The sequence below is a fragment of the Actinoallomurus acanthiterrae genome, from assembly GCF_054775715.1.
Genome location: NZ_BAAHCO010000001.1, coordinates 3,576,387 through 3,595,687 on the forward strand (window position 1 = coordinate 3,576,387; position 19,301 = coordinate 3,595,687).

19 protein-coding genes are annotated in these 19,301 nt (G+C 70.7%); 12 read left to right on the top strand and 7 right to left on the bottom strand.

Annotated features, from left to right (window positions below):
• Positions 1-6 precede the first annotated feature (6 nt).
• From ACYVF7_RS17435 to ACYVF7_RS17445, 3 genes are read left to right on the top strand one after another with little or no spacing between them, the layout of a single operon-like run.
• Positions 7-792, top strand: coding sequence for an ATP-binding cassette domain-containing protein (locus tag ACYVF7_RS17435; protein WP_460341152.1), 786 nt, complete (start codon positions 7-9; stop codon positions 790-792).
• A gap of 9 nt (positions 793-801) precedes the next feature.
• The gene (locus ACYVF7_RS17440; RefSeq protein WP_460341154.1) at positions 802-2,121 is read left to right on the top strand and encodes a sugar ABC transporter permease; all 1,320 of its coding nucleotides are present in this window, start codon (positions 802-804) and stop codon (positions 2,119-2,121) included.
• Between the two features lie 16 nt (positions 2,122-2,137).
• Complete coding sequence (locus tag ACYVF7_RS17445; RefSeq protein ID WP_460341157.1) at positions 2,138-3,340, top strand: ROK family protein; 1,203 nt, start codon at positions 2,138-2,140, stop codon at positions 3,338-3,340.
• A 1-nt stretch (position 3,341) separates the two neighbouring features.
• Here the strand turns inward: ACYVF7_RS17445 and ACYVF7_RS17450 are convergent, their stop codons facing one another.
• The gene (locus ACYVF7_RS17450) at positions 3,342-5,189 is read right to left on the bottom strand and encodes a serine/threonine-protein kinase (protein ID WP_460341159.1); all 1,848 of its coding nucleotides are present in this window, start codon (positions 5,187-5,189) and stop codon (positions 3,342-3,344) included.
• A 366-nt stretch (positions 5,190-5,555) separates the two neighbouring features.
• On the opposite strand from ACYVF7_RS17450, the gene ACYVF7_RS17455 reads away from it, so the two are divergent.
• From ACYVF7_RS17455 to ACYVF7_RS17465, 3 genes are all read left to right on the top strand, one after another.
• Positions 5,556-5,696 carry a hypothetical protein gene (locus tag ACYVF7_RS17455; RefSeq protein WP_460341162.1) on the top strand — a complete coding sequence of 47 codons (141 nt, stop codon included), beginning with the start codon at positions 5,556-5,558 and terminating at the stop codon, positions 5,694-5,696.
• The gene (locus ACYVF7_RS17460; protein ID WP_460341165.1) at positions 5,693-6,049 is read left to right on the top strand and encodes a hypothetical protein; all 357 of its coding nucleotides are present in this window, start codon (positions 5,693-5,695) and stop codon (positions 6,047-6,049) included. The genes ACYVF7_RS17455 and ACYVF7_RS17460 overlap by 4 nt, the downstream gene beginning before the upstream one ends.
• Before the next feature lie 124 nt (positions 6,050-6,173).
• On the top strand, positions 6,174-8,168 hold the full coding sequence (locus ACYVF7_RS17465; RefSeq protein WP_460341167.1) for a hypothetical protein: 1,995 nt from the start codon (positions 6,174-6,176) through the stop codon (positions 8,166-8,168).
• 188 nt (positions 8,169-8,356) lie between these two features.
• Here the strand turns inward: ACYVF7_RS17465 and ACYVF7_RS17470 are convergent, their stop codons facing one another.
• On the bottom strand, positions 8,357-8,743 hold the full coding sequence (locus tag ACYVF7_RS17470) for a DUF1707 SHOCT-like domain-containing protein (protein ID WP_460341170.1): 387 nt from the start codon (positions 8,741-8,743) through the stop codon (positions 8,357-8,359).
• A 28-nt stretch (positions 8,744-8,771) separates the two neighbouring features.
• Entirely contained in the window at positions 8,772-9,371 is a 600-nt protein-coding gene (locus tag ACYVF7_RS17475) for a PadR family transcriptional regulator (RefSeq protein WP_460341173.1), read from the bottom strand.
• 275 nt (positions 9,372-9,646) lie between these two features.
• Between ACYVF7_RS17475 and acnA the strand changes: the two genes are divergently transcribed.
• Positions 9,647-12,361: an aconitate hydratase AcnA gene (acnA, locus tag ACYVF7_RS17480; protein WP_460341176.1), complete on the top strand. Its 2,715-nt coding sequence runs from the start codon at positions 9,647-9,649 to the stop codon at positions 12,359-12,361.
• A gap of 46 nt (positions 12,362-12,407) precedes the next feature.
• Here acnA and ACYVF7_RS17485 read toward each other — a convergent pair whose 3' ends face one another.
• Positions 12,408-12,749 carry a type II toxin-antitoxin system PemK/MazF family toxin gene (locus ACYVF7_RS17485; protein WP_460341178.1) on the bottom strand — a complete coding sequence of 114 codons (342 nt, stop codon included), beginning with the start codon at positions 12,747-12,749 and terminating at the stop codon, positions 12,408-12,410.
• The gene (locus tag ACYVF7_RS17490; RefSeq protein WP_460341181.1) at positions 12,743-13,015 is read right to left on the bottom strand and encodes a ribbon-helix-helix protein, CopG family; all 273 of its coding nucleotides are present in this window, start codon (positions 13,013-13,015) and stop codon (positions 12,743-12,745) included. Before ACYVF7_RS17490 ends, ACYVF7_RS17485 begins: the two co-directional genes overlap by 7 nt.
• 17 nt (positions 13,016-13,032) lie before the next feature.
• On the opposite strand from ACYVF7_RS17490, the gene ACYVF7_RS17495 reads away from it, so the two are divergent.
• Positions 13,033-13,314, top strand: coding sequence for an alpha/beta fold hydrolase (locus ACYVF7_RS17495; RefSeq protein WP_460341184.1), 282 nt, complete (start codon positions 13,033-13,035; stop codon positions 13,312-13,314).
• A gap of 56 nt (positions 13,315-13,370) precedes the next feature.
• Positions 13,371-13,907: a G/U mismatch-specific DNA glycosylase gene (mug, locus tag ACYVF7_RS17500; protein ID WP_460341187.1), complete on the top strand. Its 537-nt coding sequence runs from the start codon at positions 13,371-13,373 to the stop codon at positions 13,905-13,907.
• Between the two features lie 10 nt (positions 13,908-13,917).
• On the opposite strand, the gene ACYVF7_RS17505 is transcribed toward mug, so the two are convergent.
• Positions 13,918-14,562: an SDR family NAD(P)-dependent oxidoreductase gene (locus tag ACYVF7_RS17505; RefSeq protein WP_460341189.1), complete on the bottom strand. Its 645-nt coding sequence runs from the start codon at positions 14,560-14,562 to the stop codon at positions 13,918-13,920.
• Positions 14,563-14,648: 86 nt separating this feature from the next.
• On the opposite strand from ACYVF7_RS17505, the gene ACYVF7_RS17510 reads away from it, so the two are divergent.
• On the top strand, positions 14,649-15,053 hold the full coding sequence (locus tag ACYVF7_RS17510) for a MerR family transcriptional regulator (RefSeq protein ID WP_460341192.1): 405 nt from the start codon (positions 14,649-14,651) through the stop codon (positions 15,051-15,053).
• Between the two features lie 64 nt (positions 15,054-15,117).
• Here the strand turns inward: ACYVF7_RS17510 and idi are convergent, their stop codons facing one another.
• Entirely contained in the window at positions 15,118-15,690 is a 573-nt protein-coding gene (gene idi, locus ACYVF7_RS17515; protein WP_460341195.1) for an isopentenyl-diphosphate Delta-isomerase, read from the bottom strand.
• Positions 15,691-15,811: 121 nt separating this feature from the next.
• On the opposite strand from idi, the gene dxs reads away from it, so the two are divergent.
• Positions 15,812-17,713: a 1-deoxy-D-xylulose-5-phosphate synthase gene (dxs, locus tag ACYVF7_RS17520; protein WP_460341198.1), complete on the top strand. Its 1,902-nt coding sequence runs from the start codon at positions 15,812-15,814 to the stop codon at positions 17,711-17,713.
• Positions 17,714-17,779: 66 nt separating this feature from the next.
• Positions 17,780-19,261 carry an amino acid permease gene (locus tag ACYVF7_RS17525; protein WP_460341201.1) on the top strand — a complete coding sequence of 494 codons (1,482 nt, stop codon included), beginning with the start codon at positions 17,780-17,782 and terminating at the stop codon, positions 19,259-19,261.
• Positions 19,262-19,301: the final 40 nt, after the last annotated feature.

A 19,301-nucleotide genomic window follows, 5' to 3' on the forward strand; every position in this document is an offset into this window, starting at 1 on the left:
CGAGCGTTGTCTGAGAACGGAAACCCCACCCTCGAACTGGTGGGGATCAACAAGAGCTTCGGAGCCGTACACGTGCTCCACGACGTCGACTTCGCGGTCTATCCGGGACAGGTGACCGCGCTCGTCGGCGACAACGGCGCCGGCAAGTCGACCCTGATCAAGTGCATCGCCGGCATCCACCCGACCGACTCCGGCCGGTTCATGTTCGACGGCCGGCCGGTGACCATCCACAGTCCCAAGGACGCCGCCGGACTCGGGATCGAGATCGTCTACCAGGACCTCGCGTTGGCCGACAATCTGGACATCGCCCAGAACATGTTCCTCGGCCGCGAGCGCAAGAGGGGCATCGTCCTGGACGAGGCGTCCATGGAGCAGGCGGCCCGCGAGACGCTGGCCAAGCTGTCGGTGCGCACCGTCAAGTCGGTCCGCCAGCAGGTCGCGAGCCTGTCCGGCGGTCAGCGGCAGACCGTGGCGATCGCCAAGGCCGTGCTGTGGGAGTCCAAGGTCGTGATCCTGGACGAGCCGACCGCGGCGCTCGGCGTCGCGCAGACCCGGCAGGTCCTCGACCTCGTCCGCCGGCTCGCCGAGACCGGGCACGGGGTCGTGCTGATCTCGCACAACATGAACGACGTGTTCGAGGTGGCGGACCGGATCACCGCCCTCTACCTGGGCCGCGTCGCCGCCGATGTCAAACGGTCCGACGTCACGCACAGCCAGGTGGTCGAGCTCATCACCACCGGGCGATCCGGCGATCTGGGCCTGGCGCCCTCGACCGCCGCAGAGAGCATCTGAGGTTCCACGATGTCCACCGATACACCCGAGCCGAACATCGTCGAGCCGGCGCCGGGCTCCGCGCGGACCGCGGTGCCCACGCTCGCCGACTCCGACTTCTCCGTCGACATCCGCGAAAAGACGGTCTCGTCCGCGGTCAACGACTACTTCGTCAAACTGCGCACCGGTGACCTCGGGGCCCTGCCCGCCATCCTGGGGCTGGCCGTCCTGATCATCTTCTTCTACGTCCTGCGCCCGGAGACCTTCCTCAGCGCCCGGAACATCGCGAACCTCCTCGTCCAGGCCATGCCGGTGACGATCCTCGCGATGGGCCTGATCTTCGTGCTGCTGCTGGGCGAGATCGACCTGTCGGCCGGTGTGGCCAGCGGCGCGTGCGCGGCGGTCATGGCCAAGCTGCTGATCGACGGCGGCCAGAACTGGGCCGTCGCCGTGCTCGCCGCGGCGGTCACCGGCGTCGCCATCGGCGCCTTCATCGGCGCGCTCGTCGCCGTGGTCCGCATCCCGTCCTTCGTCGTGACGCTGGCGCTGTTCCTGGGCCTCCAGGGCATCGCGCTGAAGCTGATCGGCCAGGGTGGAACGGTCCCCGTCCACGACAAGGTCATCTACGCGGTGGCCAACAAGTACATGCCGGTGTGGCTGGGCTGGACCGTCGCGGCGGTGTGCGTCGTCGGGTACGCCGCGATCCAGCTGCTGCGGCATCAGCGGCAGACGGCCAAGGGACTGTCCCGGCGCCCGTTCGCCCTGGTCGCCGTCCAGGTGATCCTGGTCGCGATCGCGCTGCTCGGCGGCGCGTACGTGCTCAACCTGAACCGGGCCGCCAACCCGAACGGCGCCCTGTTCTTCGGCGGCGTCCCGTGGGGCGTGCCGCTCGTGGCCGTCCTGCTGATCATCTGCACGTTCGTCCTCGCCCGTACGCGCTACGGACGGCACGTGTACGCGGTCGGCGGCAACGCCGAGGCGGCGCGACGCGCGGGCATCAACGTCAACGCGATCCGGCTGTCGGTGTTCGTCATCGGCTCGGTGCTGGCGGCAATCAGCGGCATCGTCGCGGCCTCCCGCCTGAACTCCGTCACCCCGGACGCCGGTGCGGGCAACACCCTGCTGTACGCCGTGGGTGCCGCGGTCATCGGAGGCACGAGCCTGTTCGGCGGAAGGGGCAAGGCGCAGGACGCGGTCCTCGGCGGCCTCGTCATCGCGACCATCATCAACGGCCTCGGCCTGCTCGGCGCCGACGCCTACCTCAACTACATCGTCACGGGCGGGTTCCTGCTCCTCGCCGCGAGCATCGACGCTCTTGCCAGGCGGCGGCGCTCCGCGACCGGCCGCTGAGCGCCGGAGCGATCTCGTGACACGTCGGCGCATCCGCGGATCGACGCAGGACGACGTACGCCGTCACAACCTGGGCACGATCCTCACCGAGGTGCACCGGCACGGCTGCCGGTCCCGGGCCGAGCTCACCGCCGAGATGGGGCTCAACCGCAGCACGATCGGCGACCTGGTCGCCGAGCTGGTCGAGGCCGGTCTCGTCCTCGAGCGCTCCGCGAGCGCTCGAGGACGCGGCCGGCCCTCGCTGGAGGTCGTGCCCTGTCCCGACGCGGCGTACGTCCTCGCCGTCGACCTGGGCGTGAAACACCTGCTCGTGGCGCGGGTCGGGCTCGGCGGCGACGTGCTCGACCGGGTCGAGGCCGACTCCGGCCGGGACTGGAGCGAGCTCGACGCGACGGTCGACGCGATCGTCGAAGCCTGCCGTCGCCTGCGCGTCGGAGCGCCGGACGGCGCCCGCTGCGTCGGCGTCGGCCTGTCCGTGCCCGGCGTCGTACGCCAGGAGGACGGGCTGCTGAGGTTCGCTCCGAACCTCGGCTGGATCGACCTGCCCCTCGGGGCGCGGCTGGGGGAGCGGCTGGACCTGCCGGCGGTCCTGGCCAACGACGCCGACCTGGGCGCGCTCGCCGAGCACTGGCGCGGCACTGCGGTCGGATACGACCACGTCGTCGTGATCTCCGGCGAGATCGGCATCGGCGGCGGAATCCTCGTCGGCGGGCGGCCCCTGCGTGGCCGCGGCGGGTACGCGGGCGAGATCGGGCACCTGCGCGTCAACCCGGACGGCCGCCCCTGCCGGTGCGGGTCCGTCGGCTGCCTGGAGACCGAGGCCGGCGTCGAGGCGCTGCTGAGCGCCGCCGGCCGCCCGATCGACGGCGGTCTGCGGGCCTACCGTGAGGTGCTCACCCAGGTCACCGCCGGTCAGCCGGCGGCCACCGAGGCCGCAGCCGGGGTCGCCCGGTGGCTCGGAGCCGGCGTCGGCATGCTCGTGAACACCTTCAACCCGGACATCGTCGTCCTCAGCGGTCCGCTCGGCGAGCTGTTCGCCGTCACCGAGGACGTCGTGCGGAAGACCGTCGCCCGATCGTCCCTGGTCGCCCCGCACGAACAGGTACGGCTGGAGGTCTCCGGCCTCGGCTCGAACGCCCAGGTCATCGGCGCCGCCGAACTCGCCTTCGGGCCGCTCCTGGAGGACCCGATCGGCGTCCTCACGAGCCTGGCCGCCTGAGTCAGCGCCCCCCGCGCTCGTAGTAGTCGACGGCGATCTTCGCGCCGTAGTCGCCGTCGTCGGTGTCGATCACCTTGATCACGGCGATCTCGCCGTTGCGGCGGGAGCGGAGACAGAACAGCCGTCCGGGCGGCACCTTGCCGAAGTGCACGACGTGGACGACCTCTTTCTTCCACTGTTCGGCGGGCACGGGAGCACGCGCCACTCCCGCGGCGCACTCGCTCGCGGTCAACGAGGACCCGGACCCGACGAAGGCGTCGGTGTCGTCGGGAAGCTCGAAGGCGCCGTGCCCGTCGTTGCCGCTGTTGGTGCTCATCGTCCAGCCCCCGTGGCCCTCGACGATCGTGCCCGCCTCGAGATCGACGTAGTAGTTGTAGTCGGGGAGCACCAGCCGCCGGTCCCGGTAGACCAGCGCGTACACGGCGGCCGTCGTCGGCGCCGCGGTCGTGCGGACGCGCGCCTGGCCGTCGTGGCCGGACGGGACCGTGAAGGCGAGGACGGCGGCGGCCACGGCGACGAGCGCGGCGGAGGCGCCGAGGCGGAAACGCGTGGTGGCCCGGCGGGCGGCCGTCCGCGTGAGCAACGTGGACAGGTCGTCGCCGCACCGCTTGGCCCAGGCACGGGCGGGAGCCGGCAGCCAGTCCATCCGCAGCCCGTACCCCGCGCAGATGTCGATGATCTCGGCGGGCGTGGGCCGGCGGCCGGGGTCCTTGCGGAGGCAGTTCGCGATGAGTCCGCGCAGCGCGTCGTCGCCGCAGGCGAGTGCGGCCGGGTCCGGGTCGGTGTGGATGATGCGGTAGAGCACCTCGCCGGTCGTGCCGTCGCCGAACGGCAGGACACCCGTGGCGGCGTACGCGAGCACCGCTCCGAGGGCGAAGACGTCCGCGGCCGCGGTGACCCGACGGCCGTCCGCCTGCTCGGGCGCCATGAAGGGCACGGTGCCGACCTGGGCGCCGGTCTGGGGCATGCGGGTGCCGTCGTCGGCCTGGGCCACGCCGAAGTCGATGACCTTCGGCCCGGTGACCTCCAGCAGTACGTTGGCCGGCTTGAGATCACGGTGCAGCACGCCTGCGGCGTGGATGTCGGCGAGCGCCTCCGCGATGCCCGCGGCCAGCCGGAACACCGCCGACGGCGGCAACGGGCCGCCCGCCCGTACGACGTCGGCGAGCGAGGGACCGGGAATGTAGACGGTGGCCATCCAGGGCCGCTCCGCCTCGGTGTCCGCGTCGACGATGGCCGGGGTGTACGGGCTGTCGACGCGGCGTACGGCGGCGACCTCCGCGGCGAACCGCCGCCGGAAATGCGGATCCTCGGCCAGATGCGGGCGCACCACCTTCACCGCCACCGGACGCCCGGTCTTCGACACCCCCAGGTACACCTGGCCCATCGCGCCACCGCCCAGGCGCCCGAGCAGCCGGAACGGCCCGATCCGGGTCGGGTCGGAGCGGGTCAGCGGCAGCATCACGTCGGGACCGTCATCGCCCGCCGGGGGCTGCCGTTCCTCGGGCTCCGGCCGTTCCGTCTCGAGCGCCTCGGCACCGCCCTGTGCCGCGTCGCCGCCGGTGACCAGCTCCGGCCGGGCGGTCCGCAGCAGGGCGTGCAACTCCGTCCACCGGTCACGCCACTGCTCGACATCGCCGCCGCAGGCCGTCACGAAGGCCTGGGTCACATCCCAGGTCGGCAGACGCTGCCCGGCCGCCGCCGCCGAGAGCACGGACGGCGAGTAGTGCGCGCTTCGCTGGAGCTCGCGGTAGGTGGGCGATCCCGGGGCGCGCAGCCGAAGCTCACGAAGGCCCGTGGCGAAGTCGTACAGGGGACCGTCCGGAACCGGCGCCTCTCGCCTGCCCATCGCCACCTCGATCACCGAGTGAGACCCGCCCGTGCCGGAGCCCTATTGAGGGCACGGCCCGGGCAGGCTATTTCGACTTGACCAGAGCGGTCAACCGCCGTGAGACAAGCCCCTCCCGATCCTCGCGGAGCCGACCTGGACGACGGCGTTCCCGCATGTCAACGAGCTGGCGCCTGTTTGTTTGATCGGCCTTTGATCGGCCCGATCGGCGATCTCTTGCGTGTGCCAGAGCCGCCGATGAGTCTGAGCACGCCGGCATCCCGGCCCCTCCCGCCGGCCCGCTGACGCGATGGCGTTCACGCGGACGGCCGCACCCCCGCGGGGGCGGGTGCGATGGGAGGGCTCCCCGACCAGGAAGGAGTCTCCGTGCCTCGTAGGCATCGATCGATCGGCGCGATGGTCGTCGCCGTGGCCACGCTGGCGGCGACGGCCCTCGGCCTCACCGGACCCGGCCGCGCCGCCGCCGCCCAGCCGCCACCGCCGCCGCCGACCCGATCTTCGGCGTGAACATGTCGTTCTACGGCCGCGATGACACGCTGCTGACCAGCCAGAGCACCCAGCGGCTGTTCAGCGGATGGGGCGTCCCGTTCGTCCGGGTGCCGCTGCGCGACCACTTCGGCGACAACGGCCCGCAACTGGCCGACGCCGACTGGCTCGCCGCGATGAACGCGGCCCGGCAGGTCGGCGGGAAACCGGTGCTGATCCTCCGTGGCCCCGGCGGCGGACGCAGCGCGAGCGACATCCTCAGCACCAACCGGCACCTGCTGGACCTGGTCCATCAGGTGTTCGGGGACGCCATGTCCTGGCGGCCACGTGCCGTCGCCCCCGCACGAGGAGATACGGCCTGGATCTTGACGTGATCACATCGCGCGGCTTCCATGGTCACGGCATGGCCGGACGCGGTTCGAAATATCGAACGCATGGCCGGCGCGTCCGCCATGCCGCTGTTCCCCGATTCTCGGGGGCCGAGTGAAGAGGAGTCCGATGGGACGCTGGAAACGATCGGTACGGCGAGCGCCGCTGGCGGCGCTCGCCCTCGCGGCGACACTGGTCACCGGCCTGGCCGTGCCCGCCACCGCGCAGACCGACCCACAGAAGATCACCGTCGACCCGGCGGCGCCGGGCCGTGTGTACGAGGGCGTCGGCGCCATCAGCGGTGGCGGCGGCACCTCACGTTTGATCGTCGACTATCCCGAACGCCAGCGCCGCCAGATCCTCGACTACCTGTTCAAGCCCGGCTACGGGGCCTCGCTCGACATCCTCAAGGTCGAGATCGGCAGCGACACCGACTCCAGCAACGGGGCGGAGCCGAGCCACGCGCGTGTTCCCGGCGAGGTGAACTGCGACCGCGGCTACGAGTGGTGGCTGATGAGCGAGGCGAAGAAGCGCAACCCCGCCATCAAGCTGTACGGCCTCGAGTGGGGCGCGCCCGGATGGTTCCACGGCGGTTTCTGGTCGCAGGACAACATCGCCTATGTGACCGACTGGCTCGGGTGCGCCCGGCGGCACCACCTGAGCATCGACTACCTCGGCGGCTGGAACGAGAAGGGCTGGGACAAGCAGTGGTACGTCGACCTGCGGGCCGCGCTGGACCGCACGGGATACGGCCACGTCAAGCTGGTCGCCGCCGATAACGCGGGCTGGCAGGTCGCCACCGACCTGAAGAACGACGCGGCCTTCAACGCGGCCGTCGACGCCGTCGGCATCCACTACCCGTGCAGCGCGGTGCACTGCTCGAGCTCAGCCGACGCCATCGGCCTCGGCAAGCCGATCTTCGCCAGCGAGTCCGGATGGAACGACTACCTGACCGGCGCGCCACGGCTCGCCTCTGAGATCAACCACGAGTACGTCGACGGGCGCATGACGGCGTTCATCAACTGGCCCGCCGCGTACGGCTGGTACCCGACCGTCCAGTACGCGGGCAGCGGCTTCCTGCGTGCCAACGAACCCTGGTCGGGCCACTACGAGCTCGGCCCGACACTGTGGACGGTCGCCCAGACCTCGCAGTTCGCACGGCCCGGCTGGCGCTACCTCGACTCGGCGAGCGGCTACCTCGACGGCGGCGGCACGTACGTGACGCTGCGCTCGCCCGCCGCGCGGCCCGACCTCACCACGGTCGTCGAGACCACCGCCGCGACCGGACCGCAGACCATCACCGTGAACCCGGCGAGGGGGCTGTCCCGGGGACGGCTGCACGTGTGGTCCACCGAGCTGTCCTCGGCCGATCCCGCGACGTGGCTCGCCCGAGGGGACGACCTGCGGACGGACGCCGACGGCTCGTACAAGATCACTCTGGAGCCCGGTCGCGTCTACACGCTGACGACCCTCGGCGGGGGCGGCAAGGGAGCCGCCGTCTCCCCGGCCGCGGCCGGCCTGTCGCTGCCCTTCACCGAGTCGTTCGACGGGTACCGGCGCGGCGCCACCGCCCGCTACTTCACCGACATGGAGGGCGCGTTCGAGGTGGCGAAGTGCGCCCCCGGATCGCACCGCGGGAAGTGCCTGCGCCAGGTCATCACCACCCAGCCGAACAAGTGGACCAAGGTGCCCGCGCCGCTCACCCTGGTCGGTGACGCCGCCTGGACCGACTACGAGACGGGGACGGACGTCCTGCTCGAGCAGGCCGGCTCCGCGGAGCTGCTCGGCCGGATCGTCGGCCAGCTCGACCCCCGGAAGAAGCCCAACCTCGTCCTGTGGAAGGGCTATCACCTGAAGGTCGCCGACACGGGCGCGTGGTCGCTGTACGTCGTCCAGAACGACGGGACCACGCGGACCCTGGCCGCCGGAACGGTCGACGCCCTCGGCACCGGGCGATGGCACCACCTGGCGCTGCGCTTCGAAGGCACGGCCGTGAGCGCGCTCGTCGACGGCCGGCAGGTCGCCGCCGTCACCGACGCGACGTTCGACCACGGCCAGTCGGGCCTGGCGCTCGACTCGTACGTGCCCGCGCAGTTCGACAGCTTCGCCGTCACGGCCCGCTGACGGCGACGGGCGGCAGGACCCGCGAGGGTCCTGCCGCCCGTTTCTCTTCCGCAGAGTCCCGGACCCTGCCGCCGCTCACCTCGTGAGGCGATGCCACCGGCGGGCGTGCCGGATCCCGACGAACGCCATCGTGAACCAGACGAAGGCGAACAGCGGGAAGACGAACCAGCCGTGCGTCGCGGTCGCGATCACGAACAGCGCGATGAGGAACACGCCGGCGGGCCGAACCGCGGATGCCGCCCCCGATGAGCCATCCGCCCGGCGTGCCGGGCCCACGGCGGGCCACCCCAGTGGGGTCCGCCCCAAGGGGGCCCGGCCCAGGGTGGTCCGCCCCGCCATGGCCCGCGCGGGCCGGGCAGGTCGGGCCCGGACAGGTGCGCGAGCGCGTCCGGGCTCACGGGCAGGTCCCGGGTGACCTCCCGCAGGTCGCCGACGGTCTTGGCCGACAGCGCGGCCGAGAGTCGCTCGTCGAGCTCCTCCCGGGTCAGCCGGCCCTGCGCGAAGTGCTCGTGCAGGGCCGACGCCACCTCGTCCCGCTCCGCGTCCCCGACCCGCAGGTCGTCGCGTGCCATCATCACCCTCCTCACTCGTTCGGCGGCCGGGTCACTCGTCCTCGGCGAGGAGGTGGTAGAGGCGGCGTCGGGTCTCGGCCAGGATCTCGTTGGCCTGGGCGACCTGGGCCTCCGATCCGGTACGGACGATCTGCATCACGGCCCCGCCGGCTCCGGCGGCGGTCTTGAACAGATCCCGTACGTCGTCGCGGACGTCGGAGGTCATCGCCTCCCACGGCGCGTTCACCTCGTCGGTGTGCTGCTCGACGTACGCGCGGCCGGCCTCGGTGAGGCGGAAGGTCTTGCGGCCGTCCCCCTCGGTGCCCTCGATCAGGCCTTCGTCGGTGAGCTGCTGCAGCGCCGGGTAGACCGCGCCGGGGCTCGGCCGCCACTCGCCGCCGCTGCGCTCCTCGATCGCCTGGATGAGCTGGTAGCCGTTGCGCGGCTCCTCGGCCAGCAGGGCCAGGATCGCGGCGCGGACGTCGCCGCGCCGGGCCTTCGACCGGCCTTCCGCCCAGGGCGGTGGACCGCCGAACGGGCCGAATCCGGGGGGACCCCAGCCCCACGGGCCACCACGCCTGCCACGGCCGCGGCCACCACGTCGGCCGCCGGCCCATGCCTGCCACGGAGCGTCGAATGTCGCGTTGTGCATGTTCGGTTCTCCCTTCTGAGAGCCATCTCAGATCGTTCGCGATACTCAAACGATATATCGGAAACGGTCGTTGTCAAGCGTCGGCCGGATACCTTGACGTCGAGATAAACGTGGTACCTTGATGTCGAGAGAAATTGTGGAGAAGTTAGGCGAGCCTCAGTGCGCAAGGAAGCGGGCGGCTGGGGGAGGATTCCTGACGTATCCACCAACAGAACCCCCGCGCACGCCATGCGAGCGGTAGCCGCGCTCGGGGAGCGCGTAGAGGAGGAGACGACTTGAACAGCTTCGGCAGCCGACAGACCCTGCGCGTCGGCGAGGCGTCCTATGAGATCTTCCGGCTGGATGCCGTCGAGGGTTCGGCGCGCCTCCCGTACAGCCTGAAGGTCCTGCTGGAGAACCTTCTGCGCACCGAGGACGGTGCCAACGTCACCGGCGACCACATCCGCGCGCTGGCCGCCTGGGACCCCAAGGCCCAGCCGAACCAGGAGATCCAGTTCACCCCGGCCCGGGTGATCATGCAGGACTTCACCGGCGTTCCCTGCGTGGTGGACCTCGCGACGATGCGGGAGGCCGTCCGCGACCTCGGCGGCGACCCGGCGAAGATCAACCCGCTGAACCCGGCCGAGATGGTCATCGACCACTCCGTCCAGGTCGACGTCTTCGGCCGCGAGGACGCCTTCGAGCGCAACGTCGAGTTCGAGTACGGCCGCAACAAGGAGCGCTACCAGTTCCTCAAGTGGGGCCAGAACGGCTTCGACAACTTCAAGGTCGTGCCCCCGGGCACCGGCATCGTGCACCAGGTCAACATCGAGCACCTGGCCCGCGTCGTCTTCGACACCGAAGGCGTCGCCTACCCCGACACCTGCGTCGGCACCGACTCCCACACCACGATGCAGAACGGCCTGGGCGTCCTCGGCTGGGGCGTCGGCGGCATCGAGGCCGAGGCCGCCATGCTCGGCCAGCCGATCTCGATGCTCATCCCGCGCGTCGTCGGGTTCAAGCTGAGGGGCGAGCTCCCGGCGGGCACCACGGCCACCGACCTGGTGCTCACCATCACCGAGATGCTGCGCAAGCACGGCGTGGTCGGCAAGTTCGTCGAGTTCTACGGCGAGGGTGTCGCCGCGGTGCCGCTGGCCAACCGCGCCACCATCGGCAACATGAGCCCCGAGTTCGGCTCCACCTGCGCGATCTTCCCGATCGACGACGAGACCGTGAGCTACCTGCGGCTCACCGGCCGCCCGGCCGAGCAGGTCGCCCTGGTCGAGGCGTACGCCAAGGAGCAGGGACTCTGGCACGACCCGTCCCGCGAGGCGGAGTACTCCGAGTACCTCGAGCTGGACCTGTCCACCGTCGTCCCGTCGATCGCGGGCCCGAAGCGCCCGCAGGACCGCATCGCGCTGGCGGAGGCCAAGTCCGCGTGGCGGCACGACGTGCGCAACTACGTCACCGAGACCGACGGCGTCGACGAGGCCGTGGACGAGAGCTTCCCGGCCTCCGACGCGCCGGCCAGCAACTTCCGCGCGAACGGCAGCCGCCCGCACAACCCGACCAAGGTCACCACGGCGGACGGCGCCGAGTTCGAGCTCGACCACGGCGCGGTCGTGATCGCCGCGATCACCTCCTGCACCAACACCTCGAACCCGTCGGTCATGATCGGCGCGGCATTGCTCGCCAAGAAGGCGGTCGAGAAGGGCCTCGCCCGGAAGCCGTGGGTGAAGACCTCGCTCGCCCCGGGTTCCAAGGTCGTCATGGACTACTACGACCGCGCGGGCCTCACGCCGTACCTCGAGAAGCTCGGCTTCAACCTCGTCGGCTACGGCTGCACGACCTGCATCGGCAACTCCGGCCCGCTGCCGGAGGAGATCAGCCAGGCGGTCAACGACAACGACCTGGCCGTTACCTCGGTGCTGTCCGGCAACCGTAACTTCGAGGGCCGGATCAACCCCGACGTCAAGATGAACTACCTGGCCTCGCCGCCGCTCGTCGTCGCGTACGCCCTCGCCGGCTCCATGGACGTCGACATCGTGAACGGCCCGATCGGCACGGGCTCCGACGGGCAGCCGGTGTACCTCAAGGACATCTGGCCGTCGCCGCAGGAGGTCGAGGAGGTCGTCGAGTCGGCCATCGCGCAGGAGATGTTCAGCCGCGACTACGCCGACGTCTTCGCTGGCGAGCAGCGCTGGCAGGCCCTCCCCGTGCCGACCGGCAACACCTTCGAGTGGGACGCCGACTCCACGTACGTCCGCAAGGCCCCGTACTTCGACGGCATGACGGACAAGCCGGAGCCGGTGGAGGACATCCACGGCGCCAAGGTCCTCGCGCTCCTCGGCGACTCGGTCACCACCGACCACATCTCGCCGGCCGGCGCGATCAAGGCGGACAGCCCGGCGGGGAAGTACCTCACCGAGCACGGCGTCGAGCGACGGGACTTCAACTCCTACGGGTCCCGGCGCGGCAACCACGAGGTGATGATCCGCGGCACGTTCGCGAACATCCGGCTGCGCAACCTCCTCGCCCCCGGCACCGAGGGCGGCGTCACCGTCAAGGACGGTGAGCAGATGTTCATCTACGACGCCGCGCAGGCGTACGCCGTGGAGGGCACGCCGCTGATCGTGCTGGGCGGCAAGGAGTACGGCTCCGGCTCCTCGCGCGACTGGGCGGCCAAGGGCACCCGCCTCCTCGGCGTCCGCGCCGTCATCGCCGAGTCGTTCGAGCGCATCCACCGCTCGAACCTCATCGGCATGGGCGTCCTGCCGCTGCAGTTCAAGGACGGCGAGTCGGCCTCCTCACTCGGCCTGACCGGCCAGGAGACCTTCGACATCGTCGGCGTCGAGGCCCTGAACGGCGGCGACACCCCGCGCGAGGTCACGGTGCGGGCGGGCGACAAGGAGTTCCAGGCGATCGTCCGCATCGACACGCCGGGCGAGGCGGACTACTACCGCCACGGCGGCATCATGCAGTACGTCCTCCGCTCCCTCCTGAAGAAGTGAGCCACTGAACGACCGGGCCGCCTCCCAGCCGGGGAGGCGGCCCGTCTCATATCTCCAGGAGCCTCCGGACGATCGCGCAGATGCGCTCCATGGTGAGGGCGTCGGCCTCGCCGATGCGGCGTCTCAACCGATCGGTTGAAGCGCTGCGCATCTGTTCGACCAGCGCCCAGCTCGTCTGCCGGAGTCCGGTGTCGGTTCCGACTTCGACGTGGGTTCGCCACCCACGCTTGGTGGTCGTGGTCGGCACCGTGAAGACGAGGCCTGACCCCGCTCGGGTGAAACCATTGGCGCTCACGATGATGCCGGGCCGGAGGAAGCCCTGCTCGTGCCCGATCGGCTCCCCGAAGTCGGTCAGCCAGATCTCTCCTCGTCGCGGTGTGTTCACCATGTGGAGTAGTCGGTGTCGTCGAGATTCGCGAGTCCGTCGCCAGCGGCCTTGTCGAAGACGGCCGTCTCCGCTTGGTAGTCGGCCCACGCCTCGGGGTCCGCTCTGGTCGCGGCGACTTGTCGGGTGAGGTCTTCAAAGAACCTCTTGCGCTCGTAGTCGCGAATCGCTTCGTCGATGACAGCGGACATCGGCCTGCCGGCTTCTCGCGCCAGCTCGGCGATGCGGTCGCGCGTGTCGGTGCTGACTCTCACGGTCACCGTCCCCATGCTCGTAGTGTACGGATGTGTCGACACAGTCTGTAGACGACCGCGCCGGGCTGGGCGTCGACCGCGCCCATGACGACGCCGACCGGGCCGCTGGCCGCCGGGTCTCCTGCCCGACGCTGGTGCTGTGGGCGACCAAGGACGACATGGAGGAGCTGTACGGCGACCCGTTGGCCGTCTGGCGTCCGTGGACGACCGACCTGCGTGGCGGCGGACTCGACTGCGGCCACCACATGGCGGAGGAGGTGCCGGACGAGCTCGCCGACCAGATCGGCTCCTTCCTCCTCGAGGTCCTGCCCTGACCAGGCATCTCCGAGGTCCTGCCCGGACCGGGCCGGGCGGGCGATATCGTCCGATCGTGACGAGCCGACCGACCGCCGCCGATCTGGAGGCCGCACGCGACCGGACCATCCCCGACGTCGTGCCGCCACCCGGCGGGGTGCTGTTCTGCGGGATCAATCCGGGGCTCTATTCGGCCGCGACCGGATGGCACTTCGCGCGGCCCGGCAACCGGTTCTGGCCCGCGCTGCACCGCTCCGGCTTCACCGACCGGCTGCTGCGTCCCAGCGAGCAGCACCTGCTGCCGTCGTACGGCGCCGGGATCACCAACCTGGCGGCCCGTGCCACGGCGCAGGCGGCCGAGCTGACCGCCGAGGAACTGCGGGAGGGCGGTGCGCTGCTGGAGAAGTTCGTCGCCGGGCACCGGCCCGGGGTCGTCGCGGTGCTCGGCGTGACCGCGTTCCGTACGGCGTTCGGGAGCCCGAAGGTGAAGATCGGTCCCCAGGAGGAGCGGCTGGCCGGAGCGGCGCTGTGGATCCTGCCGAACCCGTCTGGCCTCAACGCCCACTACACGCTGCCGGCCCTGGCCGAGGAATTCCGCCGCCTGAAGAAGTGACGCCGAGCGCTCACGGCGTGCCGTCGTGGAGGATCTCGCGGTCCCACTCCTCGCGGTGCTGGGTGTGCAGCCGCCAGTAGTGCTCGGCGATGTCGTCCGGGTCGAAGGCCGTCCCGGGGGCGACCGGGCCGGCCACGGTGACGCTCGCCACGTGGACGCCCGCGGGCCCGTACTCCTGGTGAAGCAGTTCCACCAGCGTGCGCACCCCCGCCTTGCCGAGGGAGAGGCTGACGTACTCCCGCTTGGGCTCCGGCATGCCCCCGGTGACGAGGAACGATCCGCCACCGCGCGCCGCCATTCCGGGGGCGACGTGGGTGGCCGCCGTAAGTGCGCCGACGACGTTGACCGCCCAGGCGTCCAGGTGCCCGCGTACGGACAGCTCGCCGGGGCGGTCGGCACGGATGATCGCGGCGTTGTAGACGACCACGTCCGGGGGACCGAGCTCGGCGGCGGCCTTGTCGAGTGCCGCGCGCAGCGCCGTCTCGTCGGTCGCGTCGGCCGTGAGGGAGACGGCCCGTACACCCGAGGCGGCGACCGCCTCCAGGGTCACGGCGGTCCGGGCGATCAACGCGACCGGCAGCCCTTCACGCGCGAAGCGACCCGCGACCGCGCGGCCGATGCCCGGACCCGCACCGACGACCACTGCACCCGGCATCACTGCCTCCATTTCGGGGATCACTGGATAATCGGGACGGTAAGCCGTCACATCGATGTGAAGGTCAAGCCGGGACGGGGGCAGGGGTGCGAATCGGCGTTCTGGCGCAGCGGACCGGAGTGAGCCGGCGGTTGCTGCGGTACTACGAGGAGCAGGGCCTCCTCCGGCCGGTACGGCTCGCCAACGGCTACCGCGAGTACGGTGAGGCGGACGTCGAGGCCGTACGTCACATCCGGATCCTGCTCGCCGCGGGGCTGCCCACCGCGGTCATCGCCCGGCTGCTGCACTGCGTGCGCGAGGAGGGCGAGCGTCTCGTACCGTCGGGGTGCCCCGGAATGATCGGCGACCTGCGGCGCGAACGCGGTCGCATCGCTGAATCGATCACGCGGCTCGAGACGTCGCAGCGGGCGATCGACGCCATGCTCACCGACGCACTCCACCGGCAGGGATCCGATGACGCTGAGCGCGGTCATGCGACGAGCTCAGGCTGAGGCCCCAGCAGGACCAGGACGCCGAGCCCGTCGGACAGGCCCTCCCAGACCTCGCGGTATCCGGCTACCAGGCGATGGCGGGCGGCAGGAGCGAGGTCGGTGCGGCCGGCCAGTCGGCCGGCTTGCCCAGCGGCACGAGCTCGGCCATCTGCTCGCGGTACCACGGCGAGGCCGCCGGGTCGTCCACGAGGTCCACGCAGGACTCCCAGTCACGCCAGCCGGCCGCCGCGGTCTCCTCCGGGTGGGGGCGGACGTCGCCGACGGCGACGGCGCGGACCACGGGGCAGAGCTCGTTCTCCACGATGCCGTCGGCGGCGGTCGCGCGGTAGCGGAACTCCGGGAGGATGAGCGTCATGCTCTCGATCTCCAGACCGAGCTCCAGGCGCACCCGGCGGCGGACGGCGTCGCGGAGGCCTTCGCCGGGGCCGGGATGGCCACAGCAACTGTTCGTCCACACCGACGGGAACGTTCGCTTGGCGTGTGCTCGTTGGGTGATCAGGATGCGCCCCGCCGCGTCCGCGAGATAACACGAGAACGCCAGGTGCAACGGCGTGGACCCGTGGTGACTCGACGCCTTCGGGGCCGTGCCGATGGCATGGCCGTCGGCGCCCAGCAGCACGATTCGTTCGTCATCCATCACTGTCTTTATATCCGATCGCTACGCTGCGCCACGTGAACTCGGCCGAGGGGCCCAGCGTCCTCTTGGTTGAGCGGGCACTAAAATCAGCATCCGCAGAAAATACGAGGAGATGACCCGAGTGACCCTTCTTGAGTCGATTCGAGGGCCCGAGGACCTCAAGCGCCTGGCTCCGGAGCAGCTTCCGCAGCTCGCCGGCGAGATACGAGATCTCCTCGTCACCGCGGTGTCGACGTCGAAGAACGGCGGTCACCTCGGCCCGAACCTCGGCGTGGTCGAACTCACCATCGCCCTGCACCGCGTCTTCGACTCGCCGCACGACCGCGTCCTCTTCGACACGGGGCACCAGGCGTACGTGCACAAACTACTGACGGGCCGGCAGGACTTCGGCACGCTGCGGCAGGCGGGCGGCCTGTCCGGCTACCCGTGCCAGTCGGAGTCCGAGCACGATGTGATCGAGAACTCCCACGCCTCCACCGCGCTGTCGTACGCCGACGGGCTGGCCAAGGCGTACCAGCTGCGAGGGGAGGGCGACCGGTACGTCGTGGCGTTCATCGGCGACGGCGCGCTCACCGGCGGCATGGCCTGGGAGGCGCTGAACAACATCGCGGCGGGCCGGGACCGCAGGGTCGTCATCGTCGTGAACGACAACGGCCGGTCGTACTCCCCGACGATCGGCGGGCTGGCCAGCCACCTCGCGGACCTGCGGATGACGCGGGGGTACGAGCACGCCCTCGACCTGATCAAGCGCACGGTGCCGCGCACGCCGGTAGTGGGGCCGATGGCGTACGAGGCGCTGCACGGCATCAAGAAGGGCATCAAGGACATCCTGCAGCCGCAGGCGATGTTCGAGGACCTGGGCCTGAAGTATCTCGGGCCGATCGACGGCCACGACGAGGAGGCCGTGGAGCACGCGCTGCGCAAGGCGAAGGACTTCGGCGAGCCGGTGATCGTGCACTGCATGACGCGGAAGGGCTTCGGCTACGCGCCCGCCGAGAACGACGAGGAGGAGGCCTTCCACGCCCCCGGCCTGTTCGACGCGGCCACCGGGCGGAAGCTGGCCAAGAGCTCGCGGACCTGGACCAAGGCGTTCAGCGAGGAGCTGGTGACGCTGGGCGCCGAGCGCCCGGACGTGGTGGCCATCACCGCGGCGATGCTGCACCCGACCGGGCTGGCGGCGTTCGCCGAGGCCTACCCGGACCGCACGTACGACGTCGGGATCGCCGAGCAGCACGCGGTGACCTCGGCGGCGGGCCTGGCCTTCGGCGGCATGCACCCGGTCGTCGCCGTGTACGCCACGTTCCTCAACCGCGCGTTCGACCAGTTGCTCATGGACGTCGCCCTGCACAAGCTTCCGGTCACCGTCGTCCTCGACCGGGCCGGGGTCACGGGTGACGACGGGCCGAGCCACAACGGCATGTGGGACATGTCGATCCTGCAGGTCGTCCCCGGGCTGCGGGTCGCCGCTCCCCGGGACGAGACCCGGCTGACGGAGCTGCTGCGCGAGGCGGTGGACGTGGGCGACGGCCCGACGGTGGTCCGGTTCCCGAAGGGGCCGGTCGGCGAGGACGTCGCGCCCGTCGACCGGGTCGGCGGGATGGACGTCCTCGTCCGCTCGGGCGAGAAGCAGGACGTGCTCATCGTCGCGGCGGGCCCGATGGCGGGCGTCGCGGTCGAGGCGGCCCGGCTCATCGACGCACACGGCATCGGCGTCACGGTCGTGGACCCGCGCTGGGTGAAGCCGCTGGACCCTGAGCTGCCCGGCCTCGCGGCCGCGCACCGGCTCGTCGCGGTCGTCGAGGACAACAGCCGGGTCGGCGGTGTGGGCGACGCGGTGGCGCGAGCGCTGCGCGACGCCGACGTCGACGTGCCGGTCCGGACGTTCGGCATCCCGGACCGCTTCCTGGACCACGCCAAGCGCGCGAAGATCCTCACCGACATCGGGCTGACGCCGCAGGGCCTGGCCAGGGACATCACGGCGGCCACCGCGCGCGACGACGTGCTTGAACCCACCGAGTCCTGAAATCTAACAATCCGTTAGTTTTGCCATCACCGGGTAGAGGAGGCCATACGTCGTAGAGGGAGTCAGATGAGTGTCTTCCGTACTAAAACGGTTGAGCGATCCATTCAGGACACGGACGAGCCTGGTCACCGACTACGGCGGGACCTGAGTGCACTCGATCTGACGATCTTCGGCGTCGGGGTCATCATCGGCACGGGCATCTTCGTGCTCACCGGCGAGGTCGCCAAGGAGAAGTCCGGACCCGCGGTCGCGCTGTCCTTCGTGGCCGCGGGCATCGCCTGCGCGCTCGCCGCGCTGTGCTACGCGGAGTTCGCCTCCACCGTGCCGGTGGCCGGCTCCGCGTACACCTTCTCCTTCGCCACGCTCGGCGAACTGCCCGCGTGGATCATCGGCTGGGACCTCGTGCTGGAGCTGGCGCTCGCGGCGGCGACCGTCTCGGTGGGCTGGTCCGGCTATGCCAAGAGCCTGCTCGGCGACCTCGGCTGGGACCTGCCCTCCTCCGTGGCCGGAGAACATGCCACCTTCAACATCCCGGCGGCCCTGATCGTCCTGATCGTCACGGGTGTGCTCGTCCTCGGGATCAAGGTCTCCTCGCGGGTCAACGCGGTCATCGTGACGATCAAGATCGCGATCGTGCTGTTCGTGATCTTCGCGGGACTGTTCTTCATCAAGGGCTCGAACTACCACCCGTTCGTCCCGAAGTCGGTCCCGACGCCCTCGGTGCACGGCGGCCAGGAGCCGCTGGTCCAGGTGCTGTTCGGCTACACGCCCTCCACGTACGGGTGGGCGGGGGTCTTCGCGGGCGCCGCGATCGTCTTCTTCGCCTTCATCGGCTTCGACATCGTCGCGACCGCCGCCGAGGAGACCAAGAAGCCGCAGCGCGACCTGCCCGTCGGGATCATCGCCTCGCTCGCCATCTGCACCACCCTGTACGTCGCGGTCTCCCTCGTCGTCGTCGGCATGGAGAACTACCGGCAGCTGAGCGTGGAGGCCCCGCTCGCCGAAGCGTTCAAGGCGGTCGGGCACTCCGGGTTCGCCACGGTCATCGACATCGGGGCGCTCGCCGGCCTGACCACGGTCGTGCTCATCCTCGTGCTCGGCCAGAGCCGGGTGTTCTTCGCGATGAGCCGTGACAGGCTGCTGCCGCAGTGGCTGGCCGAGGTCCACCCGCGGTTCGGCACGCCGGCCCGGATGACCGTCATCATCGGCGTCCTCGTCGCGATCATCGCCGGTCTGATCCCGCTGTCGGCCCTGGCCGACCTGGTCAACATCGGCACGCTGTTCGCCTTCGTGGTCGTCTCGATCGGCGTGATGATCCTGCGCCGGACCCGGCCCGACCTGCCGCGGTCGTTCCGCGTCCCGTGGTCGCCGGTCGTGCCGATCCTGTCCGTCCTGGCCTGCGTGTACCTCATGCTGAACCTGCCGGTCGAGACGTGGATCAGGTTCGTGGTCTGGATGCTCATCGGCTTCGTCATCTACTTCGGGTACGGCCACCGCCACAGTCGGGCGGGTGAACCGTCGGTTAAACCGACGGTCGAATCCCGGTGATGTGGCCCGTCGGGTCCTGACGTCCGGGCGTCTCTGTGCG